11 protein-coding genes are annotated in these 13,526 nt (G+C 66.3%); 8 read left to right on the top strand and 3 right to left on the bottom strand.

The genetic code is table 11. From position 1 onward, the window contains the following. The first annotated feature begins 252 nt into the window (after nt 1-252). The 7 genes from ABIC35_RS04495 (at nt 253) to ABIC35_RS04465 (ending at nt 8,948) form a co-directional block, all read left to right on the top strand. The gene (locus ABIC35_RS04495) at nt 253-2,250 is read left to right on the top strand and encodes a polysaccharide biosynthesis protein (protein WP_121077048.1); all 1,998 of its coding nucleotides are present in this window, start codon (nt 253-255) and stop codon (nt 2,248-2,250) included. Nucleotides 2,251-2,264: 14 nt separating this feature from the next. Next, nucleotides 2,265-3,524, top strand: a complete 1,260-nt coding sequence (locus ABIC35_RS04490; protein WP_121077046.1) for a DegT/DnrJ/EryC1/StrS family aminotransferase — start codon at nt 2,265-2,267, stop codon at nt 3,522-3,524. A gap of 12 nt (nt 3,525-3,536) precedes the next feature. Further along, nucleotides 3,537-4,379: a sulfotransferase gene (locus ABIC35_RS04485; protein WP_354278321.1), complete on the top strand. Its 843-nt coding sequence runs from the start codon at nt 3,537-3,539 to the stop codon at nt 4,377-4,379. After that, complete coding sequence (locus ABIC35_RS04480; RefSeq protein ID WP_121077042.1) at nt 4,376-5,647, top strand: O-antigen ligase family protein; 1,272 nt, start codon at nt 4,376-4,378, stop codon at nt 5,645-5,647. Before ABIC35_RS04485 ends, ABIC35_RS04480 begins: the two co-directional genes overlap by 4 nt. Nucleotides 5,648-5,772: 125 nt before the next feature. Then, on the top strand, nt 5,773-6,306 hold the full coding sequence (locus ABIC35_RS04475) for a polysaccharide biosynthesis/export family protein (RefSeq protein WP_354278320.1): 534 nt from the start codon (nt 5,773-5,775) through the stop codon (nt 6,304-6,306). Next, a complete protein-coding gene (locus ABIC35_RS04470; RefSeq protein WP_183049379.1) occupies nt 6,303-7,577 on the top strand; it encodes an outer membrane beta-barrel protein in 1,275 nt (424 codons plus the stop codon). Before ABIC35_RS04475 ends, ABIC35_RS04470 begins: the two co-directional genes overlap by 4 nt. Before the next feature lie 30 nt (nt 7,578-7,607). Continuing rightward, nucleotides 7,608-8,948 (top strand): pectate lyase family protein, encoded by a 1,341-nt coding sequence (locus ABIC35_RS04465; RefSeq protein ID WP_121077036.1) that lies wholly within the window; start codon nt 7,608-7,610, stop codon nt 8,946-8,948. Here the strand turns inward: ABIC35_RS04465 and ABIC35_RS04460 are convergent. Continuing rightward, complete coding sequence (locus ABIC35_RS04460) at nt 8,925-9,794, bottom strand: hypothetical protein (protein WP_121077034.1); 870 nt, start codon at nt 9,792-9,794, stop codon at nt 8,925-8,927. The two genes, ABIC35_RS04465 and ABIC35_RS04460, sit on opposite strands and share 24 nt — an antisense overlap. A 234-nt stretch (nt 9,795-10,028) precedes the next feature. Between ABIC35_RS04460 and ABIC35_RS04455 the strand changes: the two genes are divergently transcribed. Then, the gene (locus ABIC35_RS04455) at nt 10,029-11,666 is read left to right on the top strand and encodes a hypothetical protein (RefSeq protein ID WP_121077032.1); all 1,638 of its coding nucleotides are present in this window, start codon (nt 10,029-10,031) and stop codon (nt 11,664-11,666) included. Here the strand turns inward: ABIC35_RS04455 and ABIC35_RS04450 are convergent. Together ABIC35_RS04450 and ABIC35_RS04445 are read right to left on the bottom strand one after the other, a co-directional pair. Further along, nucleotides 11,560-12,582 (bottom strand): glycosyltransferase family 2 protein, encoded by a 1,023-nt coding sequence (locus ABIC35_RS04450; protein WP_121077030.1) that lies wholly within the window; start codon nt 12,580-12,582, stop codon nt 11,560-11,562. The two genes, ABIC35_RS04455 and ABIC35_RS04450, sit on opposite strands and share 107 nt — an antisense overlap. Beyond that, nucleotides 12,579-13,520: an NAD-dependent epimerase/dehydratase family protein gene (locus tag ABIC35_RS04445; RefSeq protein ID WP_121077028.1), complete on the bottom strand. Its 942-nt coding sequence runs from the start codon at nt 13,518-13,520 to the stop codon at nt 12,579-12,581. The genes ABIC35_RS04450 and ABIC35_RS04445 overlap by 4 nt, the downstream gene beginning before the upstream one ends. Nucleotides 13,521-13,526: the final 6 nt, after the last annotated feature.

Below are 13,526 nucleotides of genomic sequence, written 5' to 3'. Positions count from 1 at the left end.
ATCTTCCAAGACGGGGTATTGCCCCTCCCACTTCCGTTAGCCAATCCCATACGAGGTATTCCGCACACTCGAAAGTATGGGACCCTCTGCTCGGCTTCATGCCCGCATCCGCCAAAGATACAGTCTCCTCCACGATCCGGTGACGTGGGGGCATCCCTGCCAGATCGTACCGGCATCGCTGCCAAACGGAAGATTTCCTTTGCCGATCGGCGCGCATCGCGTCGCGCTGCAAGCAGAATCTGGGGGAAGAGTATGCGACCGCTTCAACGACGGTATTGGCACTCGATTTCCGCGCGCGCCGCCGCCATCATCCTGGGCGACGCCGTGTCGGCAGCGCTCGCGTTGGTCATCGCGCTGGCGCTGCGCACCGATGGGGAGCGGGCAGGCACCTATCTACAGGCCTTTCCCGCTGCACTGCCGCTGTTCGTGGCCGTTTCGGTTGGCGCTTTTGCAATCTTTCGATTGCACCGGCGCCTCTGGCGGTTCTCGTCGGTTACCGATCTGGTCGCGATCATCGCCGCCGCGACGCTGGCCGTCTCCGGCTTCGTATTGCTCCTGGCGACGATCGGCAAGCTCGGCTGGATGCCCCGCTCGATCCCGGTTCTCCTCTGGCTGGTGCTGGTGACGCTAATGGGCGGAGTGCGCGTAGTGCGCCGCGCCGCGGCCGACTATCTCGGCGGAATCGTCCGCCCGCCGCGCCCCTTGGGTGCCGTGGCCGGCCATTCCCGCCGCGTGCTCGTCGCGGGCTCGGGCGATCAGGTCGAGCGCGTGTTGCGCTATATCGAACGCGAGCGCGGAACGCTGCTGGATCCTGTCGGCATTCTCGACCATGTCGAAGCGCGCGCCAGCCTGCGCGTTCGCGGCGTGCCGATTTTGGGCGCGATCGGCGAACTCGCCCGAGTGGTCCAGGCGTTGGAAGCTACCGAGCGCCGGCCCGATTGCCTGCTCTTCGCCGGCGACCCGGGACAGCTGCACAATGGCCCGCTCGTGTCCATGGTGGCGGCCGCGCATACGCTCGGCCTCGAGATCGCCTATCTGCCCGGCGTCACTGAATATGATCCGGCGCACAGGAGGAAGATCGACCTCCGCTTCGTCGATGCTGCCGATCTGCTTGGCCGCCCGCAGGTCGAGCTCGACGCACAGCTCGTCGGCGAGGCGCTGCGCGGCCGCTCCGTACTCGTGACCGGCGCCGGCGGCACAATCGGCCGCGAGCTGGTACGCCAGATCGCCGCCTTCGCGCCGCGCAAGCTGATCCTGCTCGATGCTAGCGAGATCAACTTGTACGAGGCGGATCTCGAAATGCGGGAGAACCATGCCGGCGTGCCGCGCGTGGCAGTGCTTTGCTCCATCCGCCAGCGCGCCCAGCTGATGCAGGTATTTGCCGAGCACCGTCCCGACCTGGTCTTCCATGCCGCCGCGCTCAAGCATGTGCCCATCGTGGAGGAGCATCCCGCCGCCGCGGTGCAGACCAACGTGCTCGGCACGCGCAACGTCGCCGACGCAGCGCTTCGCTATGGCGCGACCGCCATGGTCCAGGTGTCTACCGACAAGGCGGTCAATCCGGTTGGCTTTATGGGCGTTACGAAGCGTCTTGGCGAGCTCTACTGCCAGGCGCTCGATCTGGAGGGACGCGATCGGCCGCGGGCGCCGCGGTTCATGACCGTGCGGTTCGGCAATGTGCTGGGGTCGAGCGGATCCCTGATCCCCCTCTTCCAGCGCCAACTGAAGAAAGGTGGGCCGCTGACCGTCACCCATCCGGAGATCACGCGGTTTTTTATGACGGTTCACGAAGCCGTGCAATTGGTGCTGCACAGCGCGGCGCGCGGGATGACGGACCAGGAAACCCGAGGCCGCATCTTCGTCCTCGACATGGGAGAGCCGGTGCGGGTGATGGACATTGCCCGCCGCATGATCCGCCTGTCCGGCCTGCGCCCCGGTGTCGACGTGGATATCGAGGTCGTCGGTCTCCGGCCTGGCGAGAAGCTGTACGAGGAGCTGTTCGACACGCGCGAGAAGCGCAGTCCTTCGCCGCTCAAAGGCGTGTTCGAGGCAGCCTCCCACATCATGCCGAAGCCAATGCTGCAGCGCGTGTTCCGCCAGCTGGCGGAGGCGGCGGAGCAAGGGGATGACGCGGCGTGCCGGACGATTGCCGTTGCCTTGCTCACGAAGGAAGCGGAGCCGCAGCCTCTGCCCTCGCTGCCGCAGGTGGCGCACGTCGCGCAGCGCGAACTGCTCGCGCACAGCTTCTGACATCAGGAGGAATCATGCGAGACTCCGCAGCAACCCTGACGCCCATCGAGCCGACATCGGCATTCCTCCAGACCGAATATGCCCAGCCTGAGCCGACTGATCCGCCCATCCGTTCGCGTTGGCCGATCTATGGCGAGGACGAGATCGAGGAAGTCCTGGCGGTGCTGCGCTCGGGCCGGGTCAACGCGCTGCACCACGGCGAGCGTTGCAAGCGCCTCGAGGAAAGGTTCGCACAGCGGTGCGGGCGTTCCCACGCTATCGCCGTTTCCAATGGAACGGTCGCGCTGGAGCTGGCGCTGCGTGCGCTTGGCGTCGGGCCGGGAGACGAAGTGATCGTTCCTGCCCGCAGCTTCATCGCAACCGCGAGCTGCGTCGCGGCAGTCGGTGCGCGCCCGATATTCGCCGATGTCGACCCGATCACGCAGAATCTCAGGGCCGAGACCATCCTTCCCGCGCTGACGGATGCCACACGCGCCGTGATCGTGGTGCATCTGGCTGGTTGGCCGGCACCCATGGACGAAATCGTTGCGTTGGCGGACGCGGTTGGGCTCAAGATCGTCGAGGATTGCGCGCAGGCGCATGGCGCGATGCTGCGGGGCCGCCCGGCGGGCGGGTTCGGGGACGCCGCGGCATTCTCCTTCTGCACTGACAAGATCATCTCGACCGGAGGCGAAGGCGGTCTGCTGGTGCTGAAGGACGAAGCGGCCTGGGCACGCGCCTGGGCCTTCAAGGACCATGGCAAGCACCCCTCCGCGATGGCGGGTGGGGCGCCGGACGGCACGTTTCGCTGGCTGCACAGCTCGCTGGGGAGCAATTATCGATTGACGGAACTTCAGGCCGCTATCGGCCTCCGCCAGTTGGCGAAGCTGCCGCACTGGGTGAAAATCCGGGGGGAGAACGCGCAACGGTTGAACGATCGCCTCGCCGACCTGGTCGCCGTACGACGGACGCTGCCGCCTAGCGACACGCTGCACGCCTATTACAAATATTATGCCTTCATCCGGCCGGAGCGACTGCAGCGCGGATGGTCGCGGGACCGGATCCTCGCGACCCTCATCAAAGCGGGCGTACCCGCCGGGTCCGGGATATGTCCCGAGATTTACCGCGAGCAGGCATTTCTAAGCAGCGTATCCGTGCCGCCGTCCCGCCTGCCCGTCGCGGCGATGCTGGGCGAGACGAGCCTCATGCTCCCCTGCGATCCGACCCTCGACTCCCGGACCATCGATCGCATGGGCGACCTCGCCGCCGAGGTCCTCGCGCAGGCGACCAATTGACAGGGGACTATCGTGCACCAGCGGCTTCTTCCCAGCTTCATCATCATCGGCGCGGCCAAGGCGGCCACGACTTGGATCGCTCACCAGTTGCGGTCACGCGGCGACGTTTTCCTGCCCGGCCCGGAGCCCCATTATTTCAGCCGCGCCTATGACCGCGGGGCCGCGTGGTATGAGTCGCTGTTTGCGGCAGCACGACCAGGGCAGCTGATCGGCGAAAAATCCGCGGACTATCTGGCCAGCCCGGAGGCGCCCGCTCGTGCCGCAGCGCTCCTCCCGCGCGCCAAGCTCGTAGCGCAACTGCGTAACCCCGTGGAACGGGCCTATTCCGATTACTGCATGCTTTATCGGCGCGGCCAGGTAGGGCCGGAAATCGACCGCTATCTCGATCGACATCTCACCCGCACGCCGCGGTTCCTCGACGACGGCCTCTACGCGCGCCACCTCGCACGCTGGCTGGACCGCTATCCGGCGGAGGCCCTGAAGGTGATCCTCTACGACGATATCCGCGGCGCCCCCGAACAGGTACTCGGTGAGGTCTGCACCCTCCTATCGATTCCATCGGTGCCGGTGGACCGGGAGCAGGTCCGCGAGCGCAAGAACGATAGCGAGGCGCCACTGGTGCCGATGGCACTGCGCCGCCTGCCTTCGCCGGTGAAGGCACTGGTAGCGCCGTTGCGCGGCAACAGGTTGTTCGAGAATCTGCGCAACACGATCGCCCGCCCCGTTCGCTATCCACCGCTGAGCGACGCGCTGCGCGAGAAGCTGACGGATTTCTATCTCGACGACGTCGAGGTGCTGAGCCATTTGGTCGGGCGCGATCTGACGGCCTGGACGCCGGCCAGGCTACCGGTGTGACCGCCGCAACGGCTCTCCTTTACGCGCCGACCCTGGGCGCGCGTGTGCCGAAGCTGCGGCAAGCGGGCATCGCGGCGACGCTGCTTGCCGTGGCACTTGCCTGCTACACGACATGGCGGCCGGTGAACGCGTTTCTGTTCACCTTCAGCGATGCCGCCTTCTGCTTCTCCATCCTCGCCGCACTGGGGGGCAACCGCTTGGCGCCGCGCCCCTTTGGCCGCTTGTCGGCAATGTGGTTTTTGGGCCTGGCGCTGCTGCTGGCCGGCCTTCTGATCGGCAGCGTCGCGCATGGCGATCCGCTCCGCTGGATTATCGTCGCCGCGCAATATGACTTTGCGCTGGCGCTCGTGCCGATGGTGATGCTGGGTCTACCGCCCGCAGCCGCGACCCGCCAAGCACAAGCGCTGGTGCTGGGCGTGGTTGGCATGGAGGCATTTGGCATCTGTGCCTATCTCTGGATGCGCGGCAGCTATGAAGCCGCCAAGATACTGGGCGCCGAGTTCATTACCGGCGAGCACCGTCTCGGCGCCTTCATGGCGGACGCCAACTGGAACGCCTCGATGATTGCGATGACGCTGCCCTTTGTCCTGTACCTGCACCGCGTACAGCGGCTGGGGCATGTCACGGCGGCGGGGGCCCTGAGCATCCTGGCGGCCGGGACACTCTTCTCCGGGTCGGTCACCGGCGTCCTCTCCACTGCCGCGGCCGGGCTGTTGTTCCTGATAGTGGCAGGCGGCGGAAGATCGCTGCGATTGGCACTGCCCTTGCTGCTGCTGGGCGGGATTGTCGTCACCTCCAACCTGGGCGTTCCGACGGCGTTCGAACGCCGCGTGCTCGGCGCACTTGAGGAGCAGGATCTGGCCCGGGCGGGCACGTTCACCGGACGAGTCGCGCTGATGCAGGAAGCCTGGACCATTGTCGAAGGTACGACGCTAGTCGGCCTCGGCGCAGATCAATATCGCGTGGTCAGTCGCTTCCAGGCGCCCGTTCACAATGTGTATCTTCTGCTCTGGGCGGAAGGCGGGCTGGCGGCCGCACTGGGCTGGATCCTGATGCTGCTCGTCCCGCTGGCCATCAGCCTTGCCCGATTGCGGACCGATCGCCTGGCGGCGGCGCTGGGCCTGGCGGTTCTGCTCCCCTTTTACGGCTTCACCTTGGCCGCGCCGCATATGTATGCGCGCAGCTGGATCGTGCCCGTTCTCGCCGCCGTCGCCATCATGGCCTCGCGGCAGCTACCACGGCGCGGGGAAGCACCTCATTCCGACTGACTACCCCCTTTGGGACAGCCTGGATGCCCGGAAGTACCCGTCCGGCCACCGCAGCATCGCGTACAATCATCGGCATAGCAGATGCGGGGGAAGATCATATGAATGCCCGACAGACATTGGCTTGCATGTCGTTGCTGATCCTCGGGGGATGCGCGTCCGGCGTGAACCGCCTGCCGCAAATCACCACTGCGCCGGATCAGGTTTACCGGCTCGCCGCGGGGGACGAGATCCGGATCACCGTGTACGGCTTCGACAGCATCACCAACACGTATGTCGTCAGCGACACGGACAGTATTTCGCTTCCGCTGCTCGAGACGATCACGGTAGGCGGGTTGACGCCGGCGCTTCTGGAGCAGGCGATCGCAGAGCGGCTGCGCAGCCGCGACCTGGCGCCGAATCCGAGCGTCAGCGTGCAGGTGCAGAAGACCCGCCCCTTCTTCATCCTCGGAGAAGTGCAGCGGCCCGGCCAATATCCCTATGTGCCGGGAATGACCTTGCTGACCGCCGTGTCGATCGCCGGCGGCTATACGTTCCGTGCGCAAACGCACGCTGCCGAAATGCGGCGCGCACAAAATGGCGTGCACCAGCATGGCCGCGCCGACCCGAACACGCCCGTTCTCCCCGGTGACATCATTTCCGTCTGGGAGAAGTCGTTTTGATCGACGGCGCTCCCCTTGTCAGGGGGCGCGAGCGGGGAGCGCGACAACGGCGCATTGCAGTGGCACTGCTGCCGCTGGGGCTTGCGATCGGCGCCCCCGCCGACGCGCAGCAGGTCGAGCGCCGCGGCGTCTCCCCGCGAAACCTGCCGCGACCGGGCTATGAGCCGCATGTAACGCGTCTCGGCAATGCCACCGCCCGCATCGAGGTCGACGTCTCGGCGCTCGATGATTCGAACGTGTTCGCGACGTCTCGCAAACCTGTGAACGACGTGATCGTCGTCACCCGGCCCCGCGCGAACCTCGACTGGAGCAGCAATGCGGCGACGCTGCACGGCGAAACCTATGCCGCGGTCTTCAAGCATGTCGATGTCACGCAGGAAGACATGGCGAGCTTCGGCGGGGCGCTGACCGGCGCGCTCCGCGCGAGCCGGCAACAGACTATCACGAGCAGCCTCCGCTTCGATCGGGTCCGCGAGAGCCGCACCGATCCGGAAAGCCGGCGCAACCTCAACCAGCCGCCGCGCAAGATCGATGCCCTGGCGGGGGAGCTCGGATATGCGGTGAAAGGCGCAAAGGTCGCGCTCGCGCTGGTGGGCGGTTATCAAAGCTACAACTATCTCGATCCGCTCGAAAGCGATCGGGACATGCGGCTGTACCGTGGATCGGCAACCCTCGAGCTGCGCCCGAACGCCCCGCTTTCCCTCTTTTTCCAAGGCTATGTCGCGCGCCGCGATTTCCTCCGCGCGGTCGATTTCAGCGGGGTGGACCGTGACGCCACCACGGTCGGGGCGCTGCTCGGGCTCGGCCATGGGCTGACAGGTCTCGTGCAGGGCAAGATTGGCGTGGGTATCTTCCGGTTTGCACCAGACGCGCCCGGTCTCCCGGCCTTCACCGGACTCGCCGTCGACGGCCAGCTGACCTGGTCGCCGCAACCCCGCACCGCCGTGGTGCTCACGGTATTTCGCGGCGATGTCGCCACGGTGCGCGTCGGGGCTACCAATCGCATCGATACCGACGTTGCGCTTCGGCTCGAGCAAGAGGTGCGGCACAATCTGCTGCTGGAGGCCCAGCTTTCCTTCAGCGACATTCTTTACCGCGGACCCTCGCAGCGTTCGCTGACTACCTATGCCGCACGAATAGAGAGCGAATATCTCTTCAGCGGCAAGATGTCCGCTTTTGCCGCCGGCACCTTCACGCGCCGCGACGGGCGCCTGATCACCGATCGCTTTACCCGGCCCACGGTGGAGCTGGGCCTTCGTTTCCGCTTTTGAGGGGACAAGATGATGCCGAGGGCAACCAGTATGGTGAAAACGCGAAGGCTTGTCTGGAGCGCGGCTACGATCGCGATCCTCAGCCTGCTGGTGGCGGATAGCGCCGCCCAGCCCGGCGCGGCAACGCAACGCCTCGCGTTCCAAGGTGCCGAGGGCTTCGGCCGCTTCGCTGTCGGCGGCCGCGGCGGGCGCGTCCTGATGGTGACGACGCTGGCTGATTCAGGGCCGGGATCGCTGCGCGCCTGCATCAATGCGTCGGGGCCTCGCATCTGCATTTTCCGGGTGGGTGGAGTCATCCGCTACACGACCAAGCGGCCGGAGATCCGCAATCCGTATATTACTATTGCGGGCGAGAGCGCACCCGGCGGCGGCATCCTGATCACGCACGCCGGCGGCCCCGACGCCTTCACGCCTTTCGTCATCAAGAACACGCATGACGTGGTCGTCCGCCATATCCGCGTGCGAATGGATCGGTTCGGCGCCATCCGCCGGGCTGACAGCGCCTTCATCATCGAAGGCAGCCGCAACGTTATCTTAGATCACGTCAGCAGCTCCTGGGCGCGCGACGAGAATTTCGGCGGCTATGCCCAGAATGACGCAATCACCGTCTCCTGGTCGATCTTCGCCGAGGGTGTACCGCGCCACGACAAATGCGGCCTGCTGGCAAGCGATCCCGCTGGTCCGCAGCAGCTGAGCTTCGTGCGCAATCTGTGCGCGCACAATGGCGATCGTGCGCCCGACGTGAACTTCCCGCCCGCCTCCTGCGTCGAGGTGGTGAACAACGTGCTCTACAACGCCCAGGTGCAGTTCACCGAAATCTGGGAGAGCAACGGCGGCAGCCCGGTGAACGTCATCGGCAATTATTATCGCCGGGGTCCCAACACGCCGCGGCTGGCGTTCGGCATCGACCGGGTGCTGGTCGGATCCACCGGGAAGGCCCGCATCTATCAGCACGACAACATCATGGATGGAAGCGGCATTGTCATCGCGCCAGCTGCGCAAAACGCGCTTGTCGACAACCCGGTGTGCGGCCTGGCGACCAAACCCATTCCGGCGGCTGCCGCCTATGATGCCGTGCTAGCGGGCGCTGGCGCCTTTCCGCGCGATGGCGTCGATGCGCGTATCGTGCAGGAGGTGCGTGACCGTGGCGGCGCGATCGGTCGGCCCAACCGGGTGCTGCCGGCAATCGCGGGTGGCGCGCCCTATGCCGACCGAGACGGCGACGGCATGTCCGATCGGTGGGAACAGGCGCATGGATGCGACCCGCGCGTATCGGACCCGTGGAAAATGGATGCGAGCGGCTGGTCCTGCCTCGAGCGTTTTCTCGACTATGCGCACCGCGAGCGGCTAGCGGGTCGCGCCCCCGCTTGAGACGGGGGCCGACAGGAACTCCGCCTCGACTTCCGATCCCCCGCCCCAGCGCTCGACGGGATCGAGGCCGCCGGCATCGTTCATCCGGAACAAGGTGCCGCGGTGATCGCCGCCGCCGTGCGTGCGCACCACGGCCAGCCAGGATCCCGCGCCAGCCAGGTAGGATCGCACGTTGCACACGGCCGCCTCCAACCCGGCGTCGCTAAAATAATGACGATTGAGGATGTTGGCGGCGCGGATCAGCTCAAACCTTCCGGCGAAGCGACAATTGGCCACGGCAATATCGTCTTCCACCAGTTCCACCCCCCCCGCCCGGGCCAGACGCGGGCTGACGAGCGGTACGGGCGAACAGGCGCGGCGGACGCCAAGCCGCGCACGTGCGCGTGGCGCCAATTGGCGGTCGACGAGGCGGCGCACCAGCGCCATGCCCGTCACATAATCCAACCGCCGGTTCCAGGGCCGCAGCGGCACGCCACGCAGATCATATTGCAGGATATGGCCGCCGGGTTCGACCAAGGCACGGCAGCCCCAGGGCAGATCGACGAGATAGCCGGTCATCGACCGATCGGTTCCGGTCACCGCCACCGGACGGCCCGATCGCCAAAGCGCCTGCGCCAGTTCGAGGGTCGTGACGCCCGACGAGATGCCGAGATCAAGCACCCTGCGCGGCTGCGCGCCCGCGGCATCGAGCCGCCGGATGATGGCCTGGTCGATTGTCGCAAGCCGGCCCGTCGCCGTGCTCTTGAACGTGTTGTTTGCCGTCTTAAGGGCGCCGAAGAATGCGGCTTCCGATCGCGCGGATACACGTGCCGGATCAGTGGAGAGAAACCTGGAAGCGGTCTGCACGATGTCCCCTCGCTGGCGAGCGACGCTCGATGTCGCTCGCCGCCATCTAGCCGGGGCGCGAAGCGCGATGCGCGTTCAACAACGGACTACTCCCCCTGCACAGGGCTGGCGGCGCGTTCGCGGCGACTATCCTGCGCGGAGCATCAGGGGGAAGACAGTACGATGGAATGGACTGGTACGCGACCCGCCGAGTTCAGGGCCTCGGAACGGGCGAAATCGACGCGATGGGGCTGGTTGCTCGCGTGGCTGCCGACGGTCTCCCTCGCCACGGCGTTGACCTGCATCGCAGCGCGGATCCTGGTCTATCCGCTGCAGCATGACGAGCAATTCTATCTGCCCGCATCGATCCTGTTCCGGTTCCAGGATCTTTATCCCGGAATCGGGTTCAGCCATTTGCCGAACCTGCCGATCCTGCTGCACGGCGTCTTCGCGCTGGCACCGCATGGACCCTATCTGCTTGTTGGCAGGATCGTCATCATCGCCGCCTGGTTCGCGACCATTGCCGCACTGATCCTCGCCGGTCGCCGCTACGCCAAAAGCGGGTTGCTGACGGCGCTGATGGTCGCACTGCTGGTCTGCAACCCCGGTCTGACGGACGCGACCGGCATGGCAGTGACCAACAACTTCATCGCCACGCCCTTCGCGCTGTTCGGCCTGCTTGCACTACTGGAGGCGCTGGAGCGACCGGGCGGCTCGGCCCGGCAGGCTGCGCTGGCCGGGTTCCTGCTGGCGATCGCCATGGGGTTCAAGGCCAACTACGTGGTGCTGGCCCTGCCGGTGATCTCCGCTGTCCTGCTCTTGCCGCGGAGCGCTCCGCTCCACCGCCGCTTGCGCAGCACCGCGTTGCCGCTCGCGGTGGGAGCGCTGGTCGGCGCCGCGCCGACCCTGTTGTTCCTCGCCGCCGATCCGGTGGGCTTGCTTGCCCATGTCTTCCATTTCCATCGTGGCCCGCAGATCGCCTATTGGCACGCCCATGGGGATCCGTTCGACCCCAAGATCCTCAGCATGACTGCCAAGATGGCGCTGGCAGCTCGGCTCTGGCTTGGCGGCACCAACCTGATGCTGGTGCTGGCACTGGCAGCCGCGTCCACCCTCGCCTGGCCGCGCAGGCGCCGCGACGCGACCCCCGCGGACGGCGCGGCGCTGATGCTGCTGGGTATAGTCGGCGTCACTGCGCTGGCGTCGTTTCTGCCGACGCCGGCGTTTCCGCAATATTACACGGCGCCGATTCCCTTCGCGGTGCTGCTGCTCGCGCTGCTCCATGGCCGCCTCGATGCGCCGTCGCGCGACGCGGCGCGGCCCTGGCTGATCGCGGCGCTGGCCGTGGCGGTGGTGCTCGGCGCGCCGGCGCTGCTCTCCACCCTGCCGCGCGCCGCCAGCATCTCCGCCTGGGCGGGCGTTCGGGTGCATGCTGATGGCCGTCGGATCGCGCAGCTGGTCCGAGCGAACGGGCGCGGCACCATGGTGGTGACCCTGTCACCGGTGCATGTGCTGGAGGGCGGGCTGACGATCGATCCGTCGCTCGCGCTGGGGCCGTTCGTATACCGCGCAGCCGACTGGATACCCGCGGAGGACAGGCGCCATTATCGCTTCCTCGCCTCGCCCACTACCATCGAGGCGCGGTTGGAACAGCAGGCGCCGGCAGCTGTCCTCGTGGGCGCGGAGGGTGCGCTAGACGCGCCGCTGCTGCGCTATGCGCTACGCCATGGCTTCGAGATGCACAGCGTTGACCTGCCGGGTGCCGGGTTCGAAGCGCCGCTCTTGCTCACGAGACCTCGCTCGGCGCCATCGCCCGAACGATCGCTGGCCGCGTCGCCGGGTTTCGCTGGTCTCCCGGGTCCGCAGTCACCGGGCCCACATAGGCCTCGATGATCGGGGCGGGCCGCCGCTTCACCTGCAGGAAGATGCGTCCCAGATATTCGCCGATGATGCCCAGGAACAGCGCGTTCAGGGTGATGCCCAACAACAGCAGCATCGTGGTGGTCGCGAAGCCAGCGGGCCAAGCCTGTCCGAACACCAGGCGCCCGAGGAGATAGACCGCAAGCAAGACCGTTGTGCTGAGCCCGACCAACAGGCCAACGCCCGAGGCGACCCGCAACGGCACCAGCGAATGGTTCAGCACGCCATCGGTCGCCAGCGCCAGCATCTTGCTGAGCGGAAACTTGCTTTCCCCCGCCAGCCGGGCGGCACGATCATATTCGAAGCCGATCTGCGAAAAGCCCATTGAACTGATCAGCCCGCGCAGATAGGGGCTGGTGTCCCGCACCTGTCGCAGCTCGGCGAGCAGGCGCGCATCGACGAGGCGGAACTCGCCGGCATTCAGCGGCAGTTCGTCCTCGCTGAGCGCGTTGACTCCGCGATAGAATAGGCGTCGCAGCGCCGCCGTGAACCAGCCATCGGACAAGGAACGACGCACGCCGTAGACGACCTGGTGCCCTTCCCGCCAGAGCTGCAGCATGTGGGGGATCAGGCAGGGCGGGTCTTGGAGATCGCAATCGATCTGAACCGAACACGCCCCGCGCGCGTGCTGGTAGGCGACGAGCAGGGAGCGCTGATAGCCGACGTTGCGCGAGAAGCGGATGATCCGGACGCGGGGATCCTGCCGCGCGATCGCCTGCAGCCGCTGGAACGTCGAATCCGTGGAGTGATTGTCGGTGAAGAGTATCTCATAGTCATATGCTTCCAGCCCGGCGAACACCTGGCGGATCTCTCCATAGGCACGGTCGACATTGGCCTCCTCGTTGAACGCCGGGACGAGGATCGATACGAGCGGACGGCGATCCATCATGCGGGCACCCGCTGCGTCATGGCCGCGATCATCCCGGCCAGCCCTTCTCGCAAGCCGATTTTCGCCACCCAACCGAGCTTGGCGAAGGCTACCTCCGGCGAGCCCCACAGAATGGGATTGCCAAAGGCTTCCTTGGCGGGATCGCCAAAGTTGATCAGGTCGGCGCGCGCGCCGGTCAGCTCGACAACGAGTTCGGCAACCTCGCGCATGCTCGGCGCCTCGCCCGTGCAGAGATTCACGACAGCGCCGCCCTCGATCTCGCACCGGGCGAGTGCGCGCAAGCCTGCGACAACGTCGTCGACATGAACCAGATCGCGCCGCCAATGCGGGTGTCGCACCAGGCTCTCCCTGCCGTCCAGGCAGCGCTGCAGGATCCAGGGCAAGAAGAAGCTGTTGTCCTGGCCAACGCCATAGGTCAGTCCCAAGCGTGCAGTGGCGATGCGAAACGGCAATCGGGGCTGCAGGGCGGCGGCATAGTGGGTGGCCGCCACCATCGCCGTGGTATAATCCGCCAGCGGCTGTTCCCGCTGCCACTCGCATGAGGGTGCCGCCCCCCTGCCATATTCAGCCAGCGACCCCGTGCGCACGAGCACACGGGGTCGGGCCTCGTTCGCTGCCGTCAGCAGGTTCAGGAAGTTGCTCAAGTCTTCGGTCAGCCGCTTCGGACGTGCGATATTTCTTTGGTCGGGATCGCGACCAGTTCCACTGGCGAGATGGTAGATGATGCTGGGCCTAATCTTGAGCAGGCAGTCGCAAAGCGCGTCGAGATCGTCGAGATGCACCCGCACCACATCGATGCCGGGCGACAATCGCCGTTCGTCCAGAAGACCGCGCGGGCGAACGAGCACGTGCACGTCGTCACCCTCTCGCGCATGCGCGATCGCCAGACGCGAGCCGATGAAGCCGCCCCCACCCGTTATCAGAACCCGTTCTGCCATACGTGC

This window comes from Sphingomonas trueperi (assembly GCF_040545965.1).
In the GTDB taxonomy this organism is placed as follows: domain Bacteria; phylum Pseudomonadota; class Alphaproteobacteria; order Sphingomonadales; family Sphingomonadaceae; genus Sphingomonas; species Sphingomonas trueperi_C.
This window is presented reverse-complemented; position numbering and strand designations above follow the sequence as displayed.

Excerpts from the sequence above, each read along its gene's own strand:
- ABIC35_RS04495 (WP_121077048.1), top strand. The coding sequence starts at position 253 with ATGCGACCGCTTCAACGACGGTATTGGCACTCGATTTCCGCGCGCGCC.
- ABIC35_RS04490 (WP_121077046.1), top strand. The coding sequence starts at position 2,265 with ATGCGAGACTCCGCAGCAACCCTGACGCCCATCGAGCCGACATCGGCA.
- ABIC35_RS04475 (WP_354278320.1), top strand. The coding sequence starts at position 5,773 with ATGTCGTTGCTGATCCTCGGGGGATGCGCGTCCGGCGTGAACCGCCTG.
- ABIC35_RS04465 (WP_121077036.1), top strand. The coding sequence starts at position 7,608 with ATGGTGAAAACGCGAAGGCTTGTCTGGAGCGCGGCTACGATCGCGATC.
- ABIC35_RS04450 (WP_121077030.1), bottom strand. The coding sequence starts at position 12,582 with ATGATGGATCGCCGTCCGCTCGTATCGATCCTCGTCCCGGCGTTCAAC.
- ABIC35_RS04445 (WP_121077028.1), bottom strand. The coding sequence starts at position 13,520 with ATGGCAGAACGGGTTCTGATAACGGGTGGGGGCGGCTTCATCGGCTCG.